This is a genomic window from Terrimonas ginsenosidimutans (assembly GCF_022012415.1).
Lineage (GTDB): Bacteria > Bacteroidota > Bacteroidia > Chitinophagales > Chitinophagaceae > Terrimonas_A > Terrimonas_A ginsenosidimutans.
The window spans coordinates 358,172-377,856 of record NZ_JAKLTR010000001.1; the positions used below are offsets into that span (position 1 = coordinate 358,172).

Annotated in this window: 18 protein-coding genes; 10 read left to right on the forward strand and 8 right to left on the reverse strand. The window is 46.2% G+C overall.

Features of this window, described 5'->3' with window-relative positions; translation table 11 throughout:
* Positions 1 to 172 precede the first annotated feature (172 nt).
* Complete coding sequence (locus tag LZZ85_RS01490) at positions 173 to 1,273, reverse strand: DUF695 domain-containing protein (protein WP_237868150.1); 1,101 nt, start codon at positions 1,271 to 1,273, stop codon at positions 173 to 175.
* Between the two features lie 272 nt (positions 1,274 to 1,545).
* On the opposite strand from LZZ85_RS01490, the gene LZZ85_RS01495 reads away from it, so the two are divergent.
* A complete protein-coding gene (locus LZZ85_RS01495) occupies positions 1,546 to 2,100 on the forward strand; it encodes a hypothetical protein (RefSeq protein ID WP_237868151.1) in 555 nt (184 codons plus the stop codon).
* A 175-nt stretch (positions 2,101 to 2,275) separates the two neighbouring features.
* On the opposite strand, the gene LZZ85_RS01500 is transcribed toward LZZ85_RS01495, so the two are convergent.
* Both LZZ85_RS01500 and LZZ85_RS01505 read right to left on the reverse strand, forming a co-directional pair.
* Positions 2,276 to 2,830 (reverse strand): LA_2272 family surface repeat-containing protein, encoded by a 555-nt coding sequence (locus tag LZZ85_RS01500; RefSeq protein ID WP_237868152.1) that lies wholly within the window; start codon positions 2,828 to 2,830, stop codon positions 2,276 to 2,278.
* Between the two features lie 272 nt (positions 2,831 to 3,102).
* Positions 3,103 to 4,005, reverse strand: coding sequence for a Nif3-like dinuclear metal center hexameric protein (locus LZZ85_RS01505; protein WP_237868153.1), 903 nt, complete (start codon positions 4,003 to 4,005; stop codon positions 3,103 to 3,105).
* A 204-nt stretch (positions 4,006 to 4,209) separates the two neighbouring features.
* Here LZZ85_RS01505 and LZZ85_RS01510 point away from each other — a divergent pair, with 204 nt between their 5' ends.
* On the forward strand, positions 4,210 to 5,193 hold the full coding sequence (locus LZZ85_RS01510) for a S1C family serine protease (RefSeq protein WP_237868154.1): 984 nt from the start codon (positions 4,210 to 4,212) through the stop codon (positions 5,191 to 5,193).
* A 46-nt stretch (positions 5,194 to 5,239) separates the two neighbouring features.
* On the opposite strand, the gene LZZ85_RS01515 is transcribed toward LZZ85_RS01510, so the two are convergent.
* The 4 genes from LZZ85_RS01515 to LZZ85_RS01530 all read right to left on the reverse strand — a co-directional run bounded on the left by LZZ85_RS01515 (position 5,240) and on the right by LZZ85_RS01530 (position 8,957).
* Positions 5,240 to 6,025 carry a DUF1444 domain-containing protein gene (locus tag LZZ85_RS01515; RefSeq protein ID WP_237868155.1) on the reverse strand — a complete coding sequence of 262 codons (786 nt, stop codon included), beginning with the start codon at positions 6,023 to 6,025 and terminating at the stop codon, positions 5,240 to 5,242.
* A 53-nt stretch (positions 6,026 to 6,078) separates the two neighbouring features.
* Positions 6,079 to 7,491, reverse strand: a complete 1,413-nt coding sequence (locus tag LZZ85_RS01520) for an alpha-amylase family glycosyl hydrolase (protein ID WP_237868156.1) — start codon at positions 7,489 to 7,491, stop codon at positions 6,079 to 6,081.
* An 87-nt stretch (positions 7,492 to 7,578) separates the two neighbouring features.
* The gene (locus tag LZZ85_RS01525; protein WP_237868157.1) at positions 7,579 to 7,797 is read right to left on the reverse strand and encodes a hypothetical protein; all 219 of its coding nucleotides are present in this window, start codon (positions 7,795 to 7,797) and stop codon (positions 7,579 to 7,581) included.
* A 29-nt stretch (positions 7,798 to 7,826) separates the two neighbouring features.
* Complete coding sequence (locus LZZ85_RS01530) at positions 7,827 to 8,957, reverse strand: RtcB family protein (RefSeq protein WP_237868158.1); 1,131 nt, start codon at positions 8,955 to 8,957, stop codon at positions 7,827 to 7,829.
* A gap of 336 nt (positions 8,958 to 9,293) precedes the next feature.
* Between LZZ85_RS01530 and LZZ85_RS01535 the strand changes: the two genes are divergently transcribed.
* The 6 genes from LZZ85_RS01535 to LZZ85_RS01560 all read left to right on the forward strand — a co-directional run bounded on the left by LZZ85_RS01535 (position 9,294) and on the right by LZZ85_RS01560 (position 15,801).
* Positions 9,294 to 9,746, forward strand: a complete 453-nt coding sequence (locus LZZ85_RS01535; RefSeq protein WP_237868159.1) for an SRPBCC family protein — start codon at positions 9,294 to 9,296, stop codon at positions 9,744 to 9,746.
* Positions 9,747 to 10,414: 668 nt separating this feature from the next.
* Complete coding sequence (locus tag LZZ85_RS01540; RefSeq protein ID WP_237868160.1) at positions 10,415 to 10,933, forward strand: 3'-5' exonuclease family protein; 519 nt, start codon at positions 10,415 to 10,417, stop codon at positions 10,931 to 10,933.
* 106 nt (positions 10,934 to 11,039) lie between these two features.
* Positions 11,040 to 11,471 carry a hypothetical protein gene (locus tag LZZ85_RS01545; protein ID WP_237868161.1) on the forward strand — a complete coding sequence of 144 codons (432 nt, stop codon included), beginning with the start codon at positions 11,040 to 11,042 and terminating at the stop codon, positions 11,469 to 11,471.
* 121 nt (positions 11,472 to 11,592) lie between these two features.
* Positions 11,593 to 13,437 (forward strand): M61 family metallopeptidase, encoded by a 1,845-nt coding sequence (locus LZZ85_RS01550; RefSeq protein ID WP_237868162.1) that lies wholly within the window; start codon positions 11,593 to 11,595, stop codon positions 13,435 to 13,437.
* Positions 13,438 to 13,609: 172 nt separating this feature from the next.
* Complete coding sequence (locus LZZ85_RS01555) at positions 13,610 to 15,007, forward strand: aminopeptidase P family protein (RefSeq protein WP_237868163.1); 1,398 nt, start codon at positions 13,610 to 13,612, stop codon at positions 15,005 to 15,007.
* Between the two features lie 179 nt (positions 15,008 to 15,186).
* A complete protein-coding gene (locus tag LZZ85_RS01560; RefSeq protein ID WP_237868164.1) occupies positions 15,187 to 15,801 on the forward strand; it encodes a zinc ribbon domain-containing protein in 615 nt (204 codons plus the stop codon).
* 210 nt (positions 15,802 to 16,011) lie between these two features.
* On the opposite strand, the gene LZZ85_RS01565 is transcribed toward LZZ85_RS01560, so the two are convergent.
* Complete coding sequence (locus LZZ85_RS01565) at positions 16,012 to 16,980, reverse strand: DUF2167 domain-containing protein (RefSeq protein WP_237868165.1); 969 nt, start codon at positions 16,978 to 16,980, stop codon at positions 16,012 to 16,014.
* Positions 16,981 to 17,285: 305 nt separating this feature from the next.
* Here LZZ85_RS01565 and LZZ85_RS01570 point away from each other — a divergent pair, with 305 nt between their 5' ends.
* On the forward strand, positions 17,286 to 18,215 hold the full coding sequence (locus LZZ85_RS01570; protein WP_237868166.1) for an alpha/beta fold hydrolase: 930 nt from the start codon (positions 17,286 to 17,288) through the stop codon (positions 18,213 to 18,215).
* Positions 18,216 to 18,338: 123 nt separating this feature from the next.
* The gene (locus LZZ85_RS01575) at positions 18,339 to 19,673 is read left to right on the forward strand and encodes a serine hydrolase domain-containing protein (protein WP_237868167.1); all 1,335 of its coding nucleotides are present in this window, start codon (positions 18,339 to 18,341) and stop codon (positions 19,671 to 19,673) included.
* The last annotated feature ends 12 nt before the right edge of the window (positions 19,674 to 19,685 follow it).

A 19,685-nucleotide genomic window follows, 5' to 3' on the forward strand; every position in this document is an offset into this window, starting at 1 on the left:
GATACAGTGCCGTACCCAAGAAGCCGCGCTGTTAAAATTTCATTAGCGGGGCTCCCGCAGATCGTCGCAGATAAATGGGGATGCTCAGTCCCAGCGGCAACTTACGCAACACCTGCAAAAAGAAGGGTGAGCCAAATGGCCCACCCTTTGTTCTTCTCCTATGCAGATAGCCTTAGCAGGCGCTTGAAAATTTTTCCACTGTCATCCAGTACTTATCACGGCAGATCGTGTAGTCTGCATCAATTACCCCTCTATATTCTGCGATCATCAGTTTCGCAATACGCGAAGCATGGCGAAACTCTGCGCAAGCGAAATAAACGGTCCGCATTCCGTTATACGTTTGCCTGCCGATATTGAGATACCCCTTCTCGTCCACAAGCAGATCACAGAGATCTTTCTCAAATCGATCCATCTTCCTGAACATTTGCTTATCAGGCATCCCGTTTATATGGTTGCCGGCATAATTGATCGTGATCGTCATCATCCATGGGTGCGATCCTTTCGCATCCCACTGAAGCAGATCAGTATTCATCAGTCCTATCGAAGTAAAGCCATTCGAATCCTGACCGCTGAATGTTGCATATCTGTCGGCCTCCGTATTATAGCGTCCGCCTTTATATTTCTCTACAAACTCGGCCTCCCGCCATTTCAGGTATGGGATCAGTTTCTCAAGCGCAATAGTTTCGTCCTCCAGCTGTGCAGGGCCGGAGACCTCAATGCCATCGATCAATGTTGCCAGGTTCAATTCTCCTAAAGCATTCTCCAGGAAAACAAAAGTTCCGTTCTCTATCTGTTGCGCATTCTCCCTGTTATAATCTTTGTGCACGAACACCAGTGATATTTCGTCAGGATGTACCGGATCTTTTTTTGCATAGAAGCCGATCTTTTCCCGGCTGAATTCATATCCCTTCTGGTTAGTCGATACGGCATCAAGACCTGCTGCCGGTTTCAACGCAGTAAATCTCCATCCGGGGATCATCGGCGCTTTTGAGATCAGGTCTTCTGCAAAAACAAAGTTCTTAACATTGCCTTCGGCAGATATAATAAGTTCTGTGGTATCATCATCGCCGATGCCGCAAACACAAAAAAGGCCGGGATTGAGTTTATGCAATGCCGGTAACAACCGGTTCATCAAACGGGTGTCTACGTTCGTCCGGGATTGAAGTATTGAGTAAAATTCTTTCTCGTGAAAGGAAAACCATTTCCAGAAACTATCATAATCGGAAATGATCACCTCCCTTGCCGGGGTAAAAAGCTTTTTTAGCAAGCTCATAATTACGCTGCTCTTAAAATATAGTTGGTTGCTTGTATCAAAAATAAAATCATTCATTTCTGACACAATTCCAATAGTAAGCAGCATGTTTTTTATGGAAACCCGTTACGGGTAGTTGTTTGCCTATGTTAAGCGGCCAGAGGAAACGCAATAAGCACAGACCTTCCTTTTGAGCTTTTTGTGATACTTCCCGGGCTCAGCATTAAGTTTTCCCACTTCAAACTTTATCTTCCCAAACCCCTTTAACTTTATCTACTATAAAACTCTTCACTATGCTAGACAATCTTCTTAACCTCGTAAAACAACAAGCCGGCTCATCTATTCTGAACAACCCGGAAGTCCCTAATGAAAAGAATGAAGCAGCTGTTGAAGCAGCAGGCCAGGGTATTACCGGCGGTTTGCAGCAACTGCTTTCGCAGGGCGGTATTAAAGATGTAATGTCTTTATTCAGTGGTAAAAACGAGATCAATTCAGGCAACCCCGCGGTGCAGCAGGTTTCAGGGAATGTGATCCAGAATCTAATGGACAAGGTTGGATTAAACCAGCAGCAAGCCTCATCCGTTGCAGGAGGTCTTGTTCCGGATGTTCTCAAAAACCTGGTCAACAAAACGAACGATCCGAACGATAACAGCTTCGATATACAGAGTATCTTCAACTCTCTCAGCGGCGGAAGTACATCGGGATTGAATGTGCAGAACCTGCTCAACAAATTCAAAGGAGGTCTCGATCAGGATGGTGATGGCGACGTGGATCTGCAGGACCTCTCCGCGGCATTCTCCGGCAAAGGCGGTGGTGTAATGGATAAACTGAAGGGGCTGTTTAACTAGGCGAGCATCATGCATGCTGACTAATATCGTGCAGTACGCAATTATCCACGCATTTCTGATTCGGCCTCTGCCAGGCTTCTATCAAACTAACGGAACCGGGGCTTCCACGAAAAGATGAAAGCCCCGGTTTCAATTCGCGCAGGAAGATCGTTCTGGATCTCCTGATCTTTATTCGTTAATCACTGAAATTCCAGTTAAGGATCGGCAAACTCCTTTTCTCATTCCTATTCCAAAGTCCCAGTTGTATTCCTCTTGTTCTCGAACTTTTATTCATAAACCCGATCTGGATTCCATTCATCTTATAGGTTTGGCTGAATATCGACAGTTGTATTCCGTTATGGACTTCAGTAAAACTTATCGGGCTGAAAGAGATCCCATTCACCCGCCCCTGGATCTGCGCAATTCCTCCTACAGACACACCATTCACCGTGCAATTACAAGCGGTTCCTGTTAATGATACACTCAGACCATACACTTTCTCAGAAACTACCTTCTTTTTAAATACCTGGAAAGCACTATCTGTTTCAGATACGGGACTTGACGGTACAAATGCTGCGAGTAACCCAACACCGGGAGCTTCGAGTTTTAAGCCGATAGATGTTGTTTTTCTGGCACTATCCATGGAAGACCATAATCCGCCAGAGACCCCAAGGATCACCGCATTCCTTTTATGATATGTCCATCCAGGAAAATAGAATTTCTTCTTTTGCGCTGCCACAGTTCCACTCATAAAACAAATACAGAGCAGCAAAAGCAGGCACGATCTGGTTGCGGGAATAAAAACAACCTTCTTACTATTTATAAATAGAGAGGTTGCAGTGTTTTGCGTTATCATTACGGTGGCTTTGTACAGGTTGCAATTCCAGAGATCAGGCTCCTGATTGCATTTTTTTGTTGTGAATATAGTGGTTGATCTCAACAATAACGAACACTTCATCTCCGCAATTGATTAAAACCCGATCATCCGCCTTCACCATAATGCTCAACTTATTTTCTCCGCACCTATCCAAATGAAAAAGGACTCCCCGCCCCCACATGCTTCACCGGTATCGCCGGAAACTTCTGTTTTACCCATTCCGCCATATAAGCCGACCCGGGCTCCTCGCTCGGAATATGCCCCAGCACGATCAATGACAGCTTATCTCCTTTTGATCTTGCATCCCTCACATATTCCGCTGTTTCCCACTCCTGGATCTCTCCGCACATTAACACATCCGGTTTGCGGCTGCCGATAGCTGTGATCTGCCGTTGACCACCTGCCGCCCCAGGCATCAGGAGGATCTTCTTACAAACCTGCCGCGGATCACCGATATAACGAAGCTGTTTTATACCCAGCGACTTCTTCGCATGCATGATCAGCGTCTGCAATGATGACGATTGAATATCCGCCACCCAGCTTTCTGTATCGTATTGCTTTGTCCACCCCAATCGCCTTACCACATAGTCGCGCACGCCATCCGGTTGATGCATATGTATATAGTCATGATTTCTCCAGACCGCAATATTATGTTTCTTCAAAAGGTCCATTTTATAATTGAACACATCATCGTTCTTTAACCATGCTGTCTCATCGGCATGATTATAAAATGTTGGCTCATGTGCAATGATAAAATTTGCATTCAATGCGATCGCCTTGTTGATCACATCGATCGTTGCAAACATCGTGGTGATAATTCCTTTGACTTTTATATTCCGGTCACCGGATTTTAATGTATCGACCGTTTTTTCAAACGGACTACCAGGAACTTCCTTTATGAATGCATCCATGATCTGACCAACATTCAGTTCCTCCTGATGCGAGGCCAAAACACCCGCTGAAGAAGTCAGCAATGCCGCCGACGCCAGCACTTTTCCAGACAGGGAAATAAATTCACGGCGGGAATGAGAAGGATTCTCTTTTTGCATATCGTTATGTGTTAAGGAAGAAAGGTACGTCAAGGCCGTTGATTTAATTATTTGTACGCGCTTAATAAGCCGCCCAACCTTTCCGTGTCAAAATTGTTTGCCATTTTTCAGGACATATTTTCTTTATTCAGGACATCAATCTCTGCTTTTCGCTGTCAGTCCGTCAGAGATCCGGTCTGGTCAACGCTTTGATGTATTGCAGTTATGATCCAGACCATTTCCTTTCAGCCCGTTGATGACAACCGGCTGTTAGATTCCTATAGCAATACAGTCAGTTCAGTTGCGGAGACATCCGCCGGCTCTGTCGTTCATATCATTGTCCAGAAAAAGGTCATTGATCGCCAGACAAAGCAGAAACAGCTTGTCCCCGGCAGCGGTACCGGGTTTATCATCAGCAGTGATGGTTATATCGTAACCAATAATCATGTGGTGGAAGATGCGCAGACCATCCGTGTGATCCTGTCAAATGGCAATGAAGTGAATGCCCAACTCCGCGGAACAGATCCCAGTACAGACATCGCCGTTTTAAAGATCCATGAATATGGTTTGAAAAGTCTTCAGTTTGCCAACAGCAAACAATTGAAGCCCGGCCAGATCGCAATTGCTATCGGCAACCCGATGGGGCTACAGTTCACCGTTACAGCGGGAGTCGTCAGCGCATTGGGACGAAGCCTTCGTGCATCCAACGGAAGGCTGATCGATGATGTGATCCAAACCGACGCGGCGCTTAATCCCGGAAACAGCGGCGGTCCGCTGATCAACAGTGCGGGGCAGGTGATCGGCGTAAATACCGCGATCATTAACGGCGGGCAGGGTCTTTGTTTTGCGGTAAGCAGCAATCTTGCCGCTTACGTGGCCGGTAAACTTATCATTGAGGGAAAAGTGCGGCGGGCTTACCTTGGCATTGCAGGCAATAATGTTTCGCTGACTGAAAGAATGATCGCCTCCAACAAACTACAAAACCGGTCCGGCGTCTATGTTACCGAAGTCGTTGCTGATGCCCCCGCACTGAACAACGCGATCAGGGTTGGAGATATCATCATTTCTTTTAACGAACATGCTATCGGTGGTATCGATGACCTGCACAGTAAACTATCCGGAGAAATGATCGGAGAATATGCAAAGCTCGGCGTGCTGCGTAACGGTTACAAACAGCAACTGGATGTAATGCCGGGTGAAACGCCGTAACGATAACAACAGCTTCGCCCACGGCGAAAGTCTTTGCCTTGCAGGCCTAATCTGCCGGGTAGGCTCCGACCGCATCAACCCCATCCTCATCAAACTTCAACACTTCCGTTGTAAGCGGATACCCGGATTTCCGGTACTCGTCAACGATCACCGTTCCTATTCTTGCCGTAAAGAAGTCAAAGTCTTCTTCAGAAAAGATGTAACAGAAATCGCGCACAGGCATTACCGCATAAAAAGGAAAGCCAAACTCCGGTTCGGCCTTCTGCCTGAATGAAGGCGCAAACAGCAACGCCGTTTTCAGCGAAGCAAAGGGATGTTCGATCATGCCCAGCTTCCGCCCTTCCACGAGGCCGGCTTCAATAGAAGCCTGCTCTACCAGCAGGTCTGCATTTTTGTTTGCCTGGTCTGCCAGTTGTTCCAGGGAGATCCCCCACCGTTCAAGTTCACTGTAGTCGATAAACACAAGTTTACTATCACTCACCAGAACATATACTTTTCCGAATACCATCGTGACCGGCTGATATATCGGATCACCGATCAGCGCACTCAGCGGGAGTAAGCTGACATAGATATGCTCTTTTACATCTGTCCATAAAGCCAGCTCTGTTCCTGTCGTTGCTGTGATCGTTTCGATCAGATCCGTAATAAAACGTTCATCCCTGTCCCGCTCGTAATTCCTGGTCACATTCTCAAGGCTTACGGTCACATCCGTATCACCACGGCGAATGCGGATCAGGCCGTCCGGGTCAACCGAACTGATCGACAATCCTTTTTTCTCAAGATTGTTCTTAAATATTCCGAACACAACTTCATTAATACTGACATCAGGCATAAAACAAATTAAGCGTCTTGCAATGGAGAATGGCAAAGCTCAATAAAAACTTTCTACTTTCCATACAAAACCAGGTAGCCCCATGCCGGCAATTCAATCACATCGTCTCCTTTGATCACATAGTCTTTCCCTGTGAACAATTCTTTGTAATTGCCCGTAAAATAATCCGACTGCAACCTGACCCTGACAGGCTTCTCGCTGAAGTTGATCACAGGCATTACCTTGTCGCCATTCTTTTCTCGGAAGAAAGAGATCACCTGTTGAGGCTTGTCATTATACACTCTTACCATTTCTCCCCCCGCAGCGCCATTCCACAAAGCCTGGCTGGTATGCTTCAGCGCAAACAGCTTTTTATACATTCCATAGAAAGGGTGTGCTTTCCACGTGATCGGATCTTTGTCAAAGAATTTGAGGGAATGATCAAGCCCGGCCTCCTGTCCGCTGTAAACCAGCGGCATTCCGTTTACAGTGGACGCCATTACCATAGACGCTTCAAGCCCTTTACCAAAATTGGAGTACTGGTTCCCTTCCCAGGAATTTTTATCATGGTTATCGGTGAATGTCATCCTGTATGCATCAGGTGGAACTGTATTCACGTCATGGGCCATGTATTCGACCAGGCCGCCTATTCCTTTCCTGCTGGTCGTTGCGTCTTTGAGCTTATCCCACAAGGTCCAGGAATAGGTCATATCAAATGCTTTCTTGTAGAGATCTCTCGACTCCCATTCTGCCAGCATGAAGACGGGTTTGATCGCGTCAAGTTCCTCCCGGACATTATCCCAGAAATCAACAGGAATAAAACCGGCAACATCGCAGCGGTAGCCATCTATACCGGCTTCTTTTACCCAGAATTTCAGCGCTTCGGTCATGTACTTGCGAAGACCGGGCTGGTTGTAATCAAAATCGATGATATCTTCCCAGTCATACCAGGGTGTTGGCTGAAAATTTCCTTCCCTTGTCTTCGTGTACCATTCGGGATGTTCGGTCACGAGCTTGTTGTCCCACGCAGAATGATTTGCAACCCAGTCGATGATCACGTGCATTCCCATTTTATGGATCGTATCCACCAATGCCCTGAGATCATTCATCGTTCCGAATTCAGGATTGACCGCATAGTAATCCTTTACAGAGTATTCACTGCCTAACGAACCCTTCCTGTTCTTTACGCCGATCGGATGGATCGGCATCAGCCAGATGATATCAATGCCCATCTCCTTCAACCTCGGCAAATGTGGCGTGAATGCGTTGAAGGTTCCCTCCGGTGTATACTGCCGGATATTCACTTCATAGATCGTCGCAGCTTTACTCCATTCCGGATGTTTAAGCTCAACATAGTTGACGGGCTTATAACGGGTGCTGTCTTCATAATTTGCAACAAGGGCATCCGTTGCCGGGTGGTTATTTTTACTGCGGCATTGCGTGAACGCAGTGACAAGGAAAAGACCGGCGATCAGTATTTGTTTCATTGGCATGGGTTGATTTTTTTGTCAGGCATTGGTTCCTGAAGTTATTTTATTCCGGGGATGTTCGGCTACAGGAATGAACTTCAGGAATCATGCCTGAAATCGATCTGTAATGCGTATTGTTGGCGTGGAAGGAATACCCTGCCCGCAACAAAATACAGGATGAGTAACGATAAACATTGCGCACTTTGCGATACTCCTGCGCTTGTTCAACTTATAGGTCAGCGCAATCTCATCGCGTAAGCTGACGGCGATATTCCCAAACGTATAAGAGCGTGAAGAATACTGCATCAGTGCAATATCCCTCACGCTCTTCAGTTTAGAATTGAGATGGGTGCCTAGATCTCCGTGTACTTAATCGTCACCACGGGCCTTGTCTGCGTCAGCTTTTTCAGGTACGGCTGATGCGTAAAGATGCACTCGCTGTCCTTATACGCGAAGTCAAACTCCTGGATATATCCGCCGGGAAAATTTCCCGAACGGTCCAGTAGTTCTTCAAACCTCTGGCGATACTCTCTTCTTTGTTTTTCCTTCAACACCGTTTTCCAGTACTTCATCGCGTCATATCTTGAAAGCTTTCGTCCGGCGCCATGAGCGCAGGAATACAACGCTTCAGAAAGTGATGCCGATGCGGCAGCCGTCACCAGCAGACTCCCTCTCGACATGGACAATGGTATCACCACGGTTCTGCCCGGCAGCAACTCCGTGCTTCCTTTGCGATGAACGATCCTGTCCTTTTCAAACCGCAAATGGTTATGAATAGAATCCTGCATCGAATAGGGTGTTCCGTACAGTTCTCCTGTTTCAGCAATTGTACTGAAATCGTTTTTCAGGTAGTCTTTCGGAATGTCCTTCTTTCCGGACTTTATGTAGCCGGCCTGCTGCAGGAAGATCATCGTTTTCACGACAAAGTTCTTACGGCGTTCATAACCCGACCTCAGCACTTTCTCATACTCGTCCAGGAAAGCAGAGGAAATGAAGCTGCGGTGAACATACCCCGCATCCTCTCCTGTTTGCGCCGCAAACTGACGGGATAATTCAACTCCCGACTGATACAACGCTATACCACGGTTACGGGTACCTGTATGACAAATGATGTAGACGTCATTGTCATCTTCTTCGATTGAAAGAAAATGATTGCCGCCGCCAAGTCCTTCATCCGTCATTTTTTGATGAGCAAAGTTCAGCGCGGTATAATGTTTCGGCTTATCAAAAGTCCTGGTCCAGCAGGCTTTATTTAATTTCAGAAACATCACACCGCAGCCAATATCCTTCCCGGTGATAGAAAGGTACGCGTGTTCGCCGGTTTCAAATGCTACGCCAACCGGCAGGGATTTTTCCTGGCAAAAATGTATGTCGGTAAACGCATTGATCTTATTTACAAACGGCTTGCCGGCATACTGTTGCAGTTGCTCCAGGGCATTGTTTTCAATGTCCGAAGCATTGCAATAAAATGCAATAGACTTCATTGTCTTTGATTTCTTATGAATAAAGATTAGTTCCAGGGGCCTGGCGGGAACATCTGCCCCTTACAGAGATGTCAGCAGCCGAATTGTATTCGGAAAGGCAAAGGTAATAAAAAAAGAATGTTGCTGTGGTGAGTTGCTGAACATTGGGACCGCCACTGCCCTGATATGGCTATAACGGCCTGTTCTACTGTATGATCAGTTTTAACTTAGGTCGCAACCGGCCCCTTTTTTGCCGCATTTACACGCCGCCGTTTCAGCTCTGGCACGTTAATTTTACTATTACTGACAATGGCCAAAAGCCCGTCATCAAAAATTCATTAACCAAACTCAAAACATATGGAAAAGCTTCATTTCGACATTGACATCGATGCTCCCGCTGTGGCGGTATTTAACGCGATCACGGATAAGAAAAAATATGTAGAATGGTCAAGCGCCTTCAACCCTACTTCAACTTTCGAGGGCGGATGGGAAAAGGGTGATAAGATCCATTTTATCGGTACCAACAAGGAAGGAAAGAAAGAAGGAATGGTTTCGAGGATCAAAGAAAATATTCCTTACAAACAGATCTCTATTCAACATCTTGGATTCCTTGACGGAGACAAAGAGATCACTGAAGGACCAGGAATTGAAAAATGGGCCAATGCAATGGAAGAATATTTCCTGGAAGAGACAAACGGGAAAACGAAATTCAGCGTCTCGATGGATATCACCGAAGACTTTAAAGATTATATGTCCAACACCTGGCCTAAAGCCCTGGAAAAGCTAAAAGAAGTAGCGGAAAGAGGATAGACAGGTGCGAGGGCGCATCTTTTTATTCGATTGACAATGGTTCCCGCAGATGAACGCAGATCAATGCGCAGATACGCAGATAATTTCTGACGTATCGCTATTTATCTGCGGATCTGCGGTTTTTTATGTGCATTCATCTGCGGGAAACTATGACCGGCAGCATTAAAAATGCCGAAGCCTTTGACCGTGCCCGTGTCTCCTTAGCTTGCTTCTGCTTCCCCGGTCCAGACGCTTTGGCTCCCCGGTTTCCGGGAACGAACAGAGAAGGATCCGGGGAAGCAATGAGGAGGCAATGAGGAGGATCCGGGGAGAAATTACCGAACGCCATACGTTTTGAAGCCTGTCGCACCTGGTTTTAAGCTCTTCACCCAATTTTTCCGGGCGTTTTCAGGCCGCACGGGTGCGTAGCCCGTCTGTCTACTGCTGTTAAATTAAGGTTGGTGTCCGATGACCGATGACCGGGCGCCGCAGTTTGATAGTTCCCGAAGAAAAGCAGGCATCTACCAAATAGATTTCGATAAACACAAGAGATCTCCTGTTTGATGTTTGATTTCGGCCATCGGCCATCGATCTGATGCAGGAAATTGAACTTAACGATATTGCCCCGTCCGCCTTGCTCTAAAAATCCATTTACTGTAATTTTAGAGACAATAATAGCAAAGAAGTCTATGTCTTATATAATGGTTGATATTGAAGCAGACGGCCCGATCCCGGGAGACTACTCCATGATATCTTTTGGTGCAGTTGTGGTAAATGAAACACTCGACAAAAGTTTCTATGGAAAACTTAAACCTATTTCTGAAAGATATATCCCGGAGGCGTTGGCTGTTTCCGGATTCTCCCGGGAGGATACGATTATGTTTGACGATCCGGCCATGGTAATGCAGCAGTTTGCAGACTGGTTAAAGGAACACTCGAAGGGCCGGCCGATCTTTATCAGCGATAATAATGGGTTCGACTGGATGTTCATTTGCTGGTATTTCCATCATTTCACCGGCAGCAACCCTTTTGGTCATAGCTCTCAGAATCTCGGCAGCTTGTATAAAGGCGTTGTAAAAGACGCTTCGAAAAACTTCAAACACCTTCGGAAAACGAAACATACGCATCATCCTGTAGATGACGCGAGGGGCAATGCAGAGGCTTTATGGGAGATAAAACGTACCCACGGCTTAAAGATCGGTCTTTAGTTCAGCTGGCCATTTCGGATTACTTTTTGACAACCAGGGTATTGCAAAATTGAAAATGGTTTTTTATTTTGTATGCCCAAACCACCAACCACCAGCCAACATCCACATGAAAAGAACCATCCTCTTATCAGGAATAGCCTGTCTGTTATTGACAGCCTCCTGTAAAAAACACCAGGACCCACTGATCGAATTACGCAACAACTGGTATTCCTTTATCAGCGCAGAAATTCCCGGTTACCATTTTATCGGCTTTGAAAGCAACCAACTCATGGATCTGCCAGTAACAAACAACACGGATTTTACAATAGACGAAATTGTCGTGTCTGTTAATTACATCGGCAAAACGGGAGAGATCCGTCGTTCAGAAGAGTTATCGCTATTTAATGTTCCGCCACATTCGGTAAGATCTGTTCAGGCGCCTTATGCTCCGGCCGATATGGCCATGGATATTCAATTTCGTAACATCACTTCAAAGCAAATGAGTTTCGCTTATCCCGGTTCAAGCACAAACGCAACCGACCCTTATTTCTTCCATTAACGGCAAAGCCGGTATTGCAAAGTTGGGATATCTTTATTCGCATCTGTACGCCAGGCCGGCGGACAGATGCGAATCTCTTCCCCAGACAGGAAGTTCATCCAGAATATCTAAACTTTCCCGTATGCAAATCCGACTATTAACAACGGTTACAGCGCTCTTTCTCTCTGTTCTTATCCATGCACAATCCTATCAGTACACGGTTGATCTTAATGACACGACCGGCGACCGCCTGAAAGTAGAACTTATCTGCCCGGCGGTATCGCAATCCGAGATCCGGTTCTATATGCCTAAGATCCTGCCAGGCACTTACATGAACAGCAATTTTGGAAAATACGTGCAGGACTTCCAGGCTTTTGATAAAAATGGCACCAAACTGGCCGTCAGCAAAAAAGATGATAACAGCTGGAGCATCAAACAAGCCGATCGTCTTCATCGCATCACCTATTCTGTTGACGATACCTGGGACGCGACCATCGACAACCCCGTGTATGAAATGGTGGGGACCAACTTCGAAGGAGGAAAGAACTTTGTCATCAACACCTGCGGCGTATTTGGCTACCTTGACGGAATGAAGAAAGTTCCCTTTGAACTCAACTTCACAAAACCTGCCGGATTTTATGCCGCAACAGGCCTGAAGCCATCGGCCACCACGAATACATCAGACAAGTTCCTTTGCGGGAACGTTGACGAACTATATGATTCACCGATCATGTATTCGCTACCAGACACGGCAACACTAAAAGTAGGTGGCGCGGATATCATGATCGCCGTATATTCACCTCACAAAGCAGCCACCGCAAAATTCATCGCAACCAATTTTGAAAAGCTGATGAAAGGATCCGCAGCTTATCTCAAAGGAAAATTACCCGTTGATAAATACGCTTTCATCTTTTACTTCAACGGAGAACAAAAAGCATTTAAAACATCCGGTGCATGGGAGCACTCGTACTCGTCTTTCTATGCATTGCAGGAGCAGGATCAGCAGCAGGCGATCGGTAGCTGGATAGATATAGCAGCACATGAATTCTTTCATATCGTTACACCACTTACCATCAGCTCAAAAGAAGTAAAAGAATTCAACTTCAATGAACCCATTCTCTCAAAGCATCTCTGGCTTTATGAGGGAAGTACCGAATACTATGCAAACCACATGCAGGTATGGGCGGGTATTGTTTCTCCCGAAGAATTTATCAGCGCACTCGAAACAAAGATCAAATATTCGCGCGGCTATTTTAAGGATGATCTCTCATTGGCAGAACTTGGAAAGGAAAGTGCCGGCAAATGGCATGAACAATACGGAAACATTTACATGAAAGGCGCGCTCGTATCCGCAGCACTGGATCTTTACCTGATGAAGCTCTCCGGCGGACAATATGCTCTCCGCGACCTGAAGCATGACCTCGGCATCCTTTATGGAAAAGATAAATACTTCCTCGATGATGAATTATATGACGCCATTGCTAAACTCACCTTTCCTGAAGTAAAAGATTTCCTTGTGAAATATGTCGACGGTAGTAATCCAACACCCTACGAAGAGTTTTTCAGCATCGCAGGCATAGATTATCTCAGGAAAAAAACCATTCAGGCCATCTCCTTCGGGCGTATTGATATCAAAGAACAAAAGGGTAAGATCGTTATCACAGACGTTTCTAACATGAATCAGTTCGGGCAGAAAATGGGTTACCAGAAAGATGATGAGCTTATAAGCATAAATGGAGAAGCTGTGACGAAAATAAATATGGACCTGGTGATCCGCAAATTCAACGCAACGGCAAAAGAAGGCGATGATCTGACGGTGGTCGTATCCCGGAAGGTGAATGGCAAAAAGAACACCCAGGTTACGCTCTCACAAAAGGTTTTCAAAGCAGACCGCGTGATCGAACACGTACTGGAGATCAACCCTAACCCTACAGCTGAACAGGCCGCGATCAGAAAGATCTGGTGGGGCCAGGGCTTTTGTAAGTAAGATTATGTTGACCCTGATGCGCCGGGACCCGCATGTGTTCCCGGCTAAGGACCCCGCTGATGTGCGCGGATTCATTGCCGCAGGTAAGCTGATAATGATAAGCCTGATCCGGTTAATAACCGTGTAGCAACATTAGATCATTTCCTGTAGGTTTGTACCTCATTTTTTCAATATGAAGTTTAATCTCTTTCCCGCAGAAACATACAGCAGCAGAAGACAACAACTTGCGACCGCTGTGAACAAAGGCCTCATTTTGCTTCCCGGAAATACGGAAAGCAGCATGAACTATAAAGACAATCAGTATCCGTTCCGGCAAGACAGCTCCTTTCTTTACTATGCCGGGCTTGATATCCCCGGGCTTGTACTGATCATCGATACAGATAACGGAACCACCACATTGTTCGGCAATGAACTCAGCATGGATGATATCATCTGGACCGGTCCCCTGCCTTCATTGCAGGAGCAGGCTGCTGCGGTTGGGATCACTTCCATACAGCCACTTTCACAGGTTGGCAGTGTTTTATCTAAAGCCCGGGATAAAAAACAAACGATCCATATTCTTGATCCGTATCGGGGAGACACCGCCATACAGCTTTCAGAATGGCTGGGAGTAAATACTCCCGCTCTTGCATCCTTTGTATCAGAACCGCTGATCCGTGCAATAGTGCAGCAACGGGAGATCAAAGAAACCGCAGAAGTAAGCGAGTTGCATGAAGCAAATTCGATCAGTGCAGATATGCATGTTGCCGGCATGGAACTGACGCGCGAAGGCCTTTACGAATACGAGATCGCAGCACGCGTGGAAAGCATTGCCCTGTCGGGAAATGGACGCCTTGCCTACCCGATCATCCTTTCTGTAAATGGTCAGACCCTGCACAACCATTATCATGGCAATAAGCTCGATTCCGGCAGAATGATCCTCTGCGACGCAGGAGCCGAAAACGGCAAGCATTACGCCGGCGACCTTACAAGAACATTCCCCGTGGCTAAACGTTTCTCCGTTCAGCAAAAGGAAGTATATGAGGTTGTGCTGGACTCAATGAATCATGCGATCAGCCTGCTGCGCCCGGGCATTACTTTCAGGGAAGTACACAAACAAGCTGCTATATGGATCGTTGCCGGGTTAAAAAATATCGGACTGATCAATGGTGATGTAAATGAAGCGGTAGAAGCAGGCGTTCACACATTGTTCTTTCCGCATGGGCTGGGCCATATGATCGGACTCGATGTTCATGACATGGAGAACCTTGGCGAAAACTTTGTTGGCTATACAGACACAATGCATCGGAGCAAAGAATTTGGCTGGAAATCCCTTCGCCTTGCCAAAGAACTGAAGCAGGGCTTTGTATTAACGATCGAACCTGGCATCTACTTCATCCCTGAGCTGATCGCCAAATGGAGCTCAGAGAAAAAGCTGGAAGAATTCATTAACTACAAATCGCTTGAAAGCTATCTTTCCTTTGGAGGTATCCGGATCGAGGACAATTTCCTGATCACAGCAGACGGCAGCCAGAAGCTGGGCAAGCATCTTGCAAAAACCGTAAAAGAGCTGGAGGAGCTCAGGGGATAATTTGCTATCACTGGTTACTTCCCGCCCGCCTGGAACGGAAGAAACCCGTTTTTATGTATAAAGCCTGGCAGGTAACGGGTGTTGCAGGTCCGGCCTGAATATGTTATTTTACTGACGGTTTCATCAATATGATGAAGCCGTTTTTTGTAAACCATTCCTAATAAAATAACCACCCCCTCATGATCATTTACGGAACAAGAGCTAAAGAACTGGCTGCGGAAAACATCGTAGACAGATGTCCGAACTGCGGCTCTCAAAACACCCTATCGATCCACGTTTATCAGCAGTATGCTCATGTTTTCTGGATCCCATTTTTCCCGGTCAGGAAAGTTGGCGCTTCTGTTTGCAGCCATTGCAAAGGAGTAATGAAACACAAGGAGCTTCCTCCGAACCTCCAGGAATCTTATAAAACGATCAAAGCGCAAACAAAAACACCGGTTTGGATGTTTGCCGGCATCGCACTGTTTGCTGTACTTATTTCCGCTGTGGCCGTAAGTATCAGCCAGGATAACAAGCGCAATGCCGCTTATCTCGCCTCTCCACAGGATGGTGATGTATATGAATTGAAAACGGAGGGAAATCATTATGGTTTGATCCTTGTTGAACAGATCAAAGGAGACTCTGCCTATGTCCGTTTGAGTGACTATGAAGTAGACAAGAAAGTTACGATCAGCAAACTGCAGTCAATGAATAAAGGAAAGTTTTCAGAAGACCTGTTCGTGTTTTCAAAAGCCGAGTTAAAGAATATGTGGGATAAAGGAGAGATTGTGGATGCAAAAAGGGGAAGCGAATAGAACAGCAGCATAAACGTTGAAGCGCATAGATCAAAACTCTATGCGCTTTTTTTGTGGCGTTTGATAGTGCGTATGAAGGAACCAACTGCTTATCCGGTTCTTACCGGTACAAATAAACCGGTAAGAACTGGAAGGATGCTTTTGAGTAGCGGCGTCACCAGTGGGCATCCAACTCTTTATTGTTTTGGCACTGTTATCCGGTAGCTGCTATTATTGCGCAGGCGGAGCAGTGTCAGCTCTATCCTCAACCGGAACGGGCGCCGGGGTCGGCACATAGGAAAGATCCTGCTCTCTATTCTTTCTTCGTCCGGTAATAAAGCGCCAGATCGCACCTCCGGCAAGAACAACACCTGCAATGATCAGTTTCAGATACTTGAGGATGATCGCAAAAAAACCAACTTTCGCAAGCATTTTACCTGCTACGAGACCGCCGATTGTCCAGGCAGCAACGTTATCCGTACTCGAATCAAAATCGCTGTAACGGTTACCATCTGTAAAAGCCGCCATCGTGATCACGTCGTTTATATGGGCATTCACACTGTCGAGCTGTGTCATCGTAGCTACAGCGCGGAGATTCAGCACGCCTTTTCTTCCCAATACGCGAACATCATAGTTCAATGTATTCTCGTCCTCATCTTCAACCTGGAACTCTTTAGCCCAATGAAGAATTTTCTTATCCTTGTCGTAATACGGTTTTGCAGCCCAGCCAACAAGCGTCATTTTCGAAAGGTTTAACCTGGCACGTTCAGCATTCGATTCAAGATTATCTTTCTTCATGGTGCCAAGCAGTTCATCATAGTCAACTTTCGAGGCATCATCATCTTTTACATAACCAATGTCTTCAAAACTTACGACAAATGCATAAAAGTCTCCGATCACATTGCCATCAGCAGGTAACAGCAGGCCTAATGGTGCGTCTCCGGGAGGGTTTCCCCAAACGTCTTCGATCACATACTTTGCCTCTGCAGATTCCAGGAATTTGAAACCGGGAGGCACATTGAGAGAGATCGCTCCGCCAGAAAGTGCAATTTTCCCGGTTTTGTAATGCAGCGAGCCTTCAACAGAATCGATCATTTTTTGCCAGGCTTCTTTTGCCAGTTGCAGCGAATCGGTTTTGTCATTTGCAGAAATAGCCGTAACCATAAAAAGGCCGGCCAGGAATAGAGAGATTTTTCTCATAGTGAGGGGTGGTTTAGTGTAGAAAGATAGGGAACTGTTGGACTGTATACAAGCTGATTTGCTTCTAATTGATACAGATTCCGGCATCCAAAAATTATGGGCGGTAACCATAACGTCCGGCTCCCGCAACGCCTTGATAATTAGTGTTTGCTTTTCCCCATATCCCTTGTTAGTGATTGCCGGCTCCTATTTCCACACCGGTAGCCGGCCTTTTCAGGATCAAGCACTATCTGCATCACAAACCTCACATATTCAACGATCGCTCCCGGAGTTGCCTGATTATATTTGAAAGGCAAAACATCTGCATGAGAAAACTTCTGGCACTTATCCTTTCCTTCATGGCCTTTTACGCAACAGCACAAGAGGCCGACTCGATCGTTCTAAAAAATGCGGTCCTCTACTATTATTCTTACGGATCCGGTGAGGCGGTGATCATTCTCAGCGGGGGACCCGGCGTCTCTGCGCACCAGGAAGACGATCTCGCTATCGTTCTTTCGAAAAAATATCGTGCAATACTCTTCGATCAGCGCGGCACGGGCAGATCCCGGGTTCAGCCATTTGACAGCACAACGATCAATCTTGGCACTGCATTAAGCGACCTCGATACACTTCGAAAACATTTAAAACAAAAGCAACTGACAATCTCAGGCCATTCATGGGGCGCGATCCTTGCGGCCGCATATGCTGAAAAATATCCGGCAAACGTCCGCTCTCTGATGCTGATCGGACCGGGCGAGCTCGACCTTCAGATGACACCGGTCGTTAATGCCAGTATTCATGTCCGGGATCAGATCGCTGATGATTCCGCTTTTTATTACTGGTCAGATTCCGCCCGCGCAGCCGCGGAGCCAGCCCGGTCAGATTCCGTTTTGCGCAGGATCACCTGGTCAAACTTTACGTGCGACCGCAAAAAGCTCGATAGCGTGATGATACAGGTAAACCATGGCAGCTACTCCCGCAAAATGGGTTCCCTCATGTGGTACAGCCTTGTAAAGCAGAAGTTCAACATTGTGCAGTCCCTTCGCAAAAAATACAAAGGCGATGCGCTCATCATTTTTGGCTGGCAGGACCCTGTTGGCTCCATTACCTATCCCATGTATGAAAAAGCTTTTCCAAAAGCCACGATCAAAGGCATAAACAAATGCGGACACATGCCTTCTGTTGAACAGCCCACCGTCTTTTACGAAGCCATTTTGAATTTCCTGGACAAGAGACCCCCTCTTAAAAACCGTTGAATCCGGAGACGGCAGATCGAACTGTTAATAATAACTCCTGACATGCCGTATAAATCAGCTGGAATGGCGTAACCTGCTCTCTCTTTGCGTTGTCTTATATACTTTATCACCAACCTCGTTATAATGAAGCATTTCTTGACAGGCATCGTATCGCTGATCGGTATTACCGCAGTTTCGCAGGACCTCTCTTCCAAAATGGACCAATTGGTAACCGCTTATTCCTCTGAAATGCGGTTCAATGGAAGCATACTCGTAGCCCATCAGGGCAAAATTGTTTTTAGCAAAGCATACGGATACCAGAAGATAAAAGACAGTGTACCGAATACCACCGAAACGGTTTATAAGATCGGTTCCATTTCAAAACAGTTTACTGCCGCACTGATCCTGAAACTGCAGGAAATGAAAAAACTTTCGGTAAATGACAGGATCAGCAAATACTTCCCGGCTTATCCCAAAGGAGACAGCATTACCATTGATCAGCTTATTCACCATACATCAGGGATCGCGAACTACACAAGCAACCGAGAGTTCATGCGCAATGAAGTGACGAAATCCCATAGCCGCGATTCGATGATGGCACTGTTCAAAGACAAGCCGCTTGATTTTTCTCCCGGAACTCAGTGGCGCTATTCTAACTCTGCATATAATATGCTTGGTTATATCATAGAAGAAGTGACCGGCATGAGCTACTATGCCGCCATGCGGAAATATATCCTGGACCCGCTTTCTCTTAAAAATTCTGGCTTCAACTTTCTTTCAGTAGATAAAAAGAAAAAGTCAAATGGCTATTTCCGTTTTACGGAGCTGACGAATCAACAGGCTCCCGATGTTGACTCTTCGGTTTCATATTCCGCCGGAGCTATTTACTCTACAACCACCGACCTCTATCGCTGGAACAATGCTTTATGGCAGAATGCCGTTTTTAATAAAGAATCCGCAAAAGCGGCAATCACGCCGGGAAAGAACAAGTATGGATATGGCATCTTTATCGATTCCATTTATGGAAAACAGAAAATTGAACACAGCGGAAGTATTCACGGATTTAACAGCAATATGGTGACGATCCCTTCAGACGGCACTTGCGTGATACTGCTTGCTAATGTCGGAACACCGTTCCTCGATACCATTACCAAAAGCCTGCTGGCGATCATGTATGATAAGCCCTACACTCTACCTGTGCCATTCAAACCTATGGCAATCACCACCGCTGAACTGAAACAGTTTGAAGGCTCTTTTGTAAGTGAGGGTATGCCTGGATTCAGGATCTGGGTAGAAAATGAAAAGCTGCTTAGTCAGCCAGAAGGCCAGGATATTCTTGAGCTCAGACCAGAAAAGAAAGATCTGTTCTACGTTCGCGAAGAGGAAGCGCGCGTCAGGTTCAACAGAAATGAGCAACAGGTAATCGAAAGTATGACCATTATTCAGGGGAAGGGTGAAATAGTGTTGAAGAAAAAATAGGCATCCGCTCAA

What these genes read in the sequence shown, in the direction of transcription:
- LZZ85_RS01490 (WP_237868150.1), bottom strand. Translation starts at nt 1,273, where the DNA reads ATGAGCTTGCTAAAAAAGCTTTTTACCCCGGCAAGGGAGGTGATCATT.
- LZZ85_RS01495 (WP_237868151.1), top strand. Translation starts at nt 1,546, where the DNA reads ATGCTAGACAATCTTCTTAACCTCGTAAAACAACAAGCCGGCTCATCT.
- LZZ85_RS01500 (WP_237868152.1), bottom strand. Translation starts at nt 2,830, where the DNA reads ATGAGTGGAACTGTGGCAGCGCAAAAGAAGAAATTCTATTTTCCTGGA.
- LZZ85_RS01505 (WP_237868153.1), bottom strand. Translation starts at nt 4,005, where the DNA reads ATGCAAAAAGAGAATCCTTCTCATTCCCGCCGTGAATTTATTTCCCTG.
- LZZ85_RS01510 (WP_237868154.1), top strand. Translation starts at nt 4,210, where the DNA reads ATGATCCAGACCATTTCCTTTCAGCCCGTTGATGACAACCGGCTGTTA.
- LZZ85_RS01515 (WP_237868155.1), bottom strand. Translation starts at nt 6,025, where the DNA reads ATGCCTGATGTCAGTATTAATGAAGTTGTGTTCGGAATATTTAAGAAC.
- LZZ85_RS01520 (WP_237868156.1), bottom strand. Translation starts at nt 7,491, where the DNA reads ATGAAACAAATACTGATCGCCGGTCTTTTCCTTGTCACTGCGTTCACG.
- LZZ85_RS01530 (WP_237868158.1), bottom strand. Translation starts at nt 8,957, where the DNA reads ATGAAGTCTATTGCATTTTATTGCAATGCTTCGGACATTGAAAACAAT.
- LZZ85_RS01535 (WP_237868159.1), top strand. Translation starts at nt 9,294, where the DNA reads ATGGAAAAGCTTCATTTCGACATTGACATCGATGCTCCCGCTGTGGCG.
- LZZ85_RS01540 (WP_237868160.1), top strand. Translation starts at nt 10,415, where the DNA reads ATGTCTTATATAATGGTTGATATTGAAGCAGACGGCCCGATCCCGGGA.
- LZZ85_RS01545 (WP_237868161.1), top strand. Translation starts at nt 11,040, where the DNA reads ATGAAAAGAACCATCCTCTTATCAGGAATAGCCTGTCTGTTATTGACA.
- LZZ85_RS01550 (WP_237868162.1), top strand. Translation starts at nt 11,593, where the DNA reads ATGCAAATCCGACTATTAACAACGGTTACAGCGCTCTTTCTCTCTGTT.
- LZZ85_RS01555 (WP_237868163.1), top strand. Translation starts at nt 13,610, where the DNA reads ATGAAGTTTAATCTCTTTCCCGCAGAAACATACAGCAGCAGAAGACAA.
- LZZ85_RS01560 (WP_237868164.1), top strand. Translation starts at nt 15,187, where the DNA reads ATGATCATTTACGGAACAAGAGCTAAAGAACTGGCTGCGGAAAACATC.
- LZZ85_RS01565 (WP_237868165.1), bottom strand. Translation starts at nt 16,980, where the DNA reads ATGAGAAAAATCTCTCTATTCCTGGCCGGCCTTTTTATGGTTACGGCT.
- LZZ85_RS01570 (WP_237868166.1), top strand. Translation starts at nt 17,286, where the DNA reads ATGAGAAAACTTCTGGCACTTATCCTTTCCTTCATGGCCTTTTACGCA.
- LZZ85_RS01575 (WP_237868167.1), top strand. Translation starts at nt 18,339, where the DNA reads ATGAAGCATTTCTTGACAGGCATCGTATCGCTGATCGGTATTACCGCA.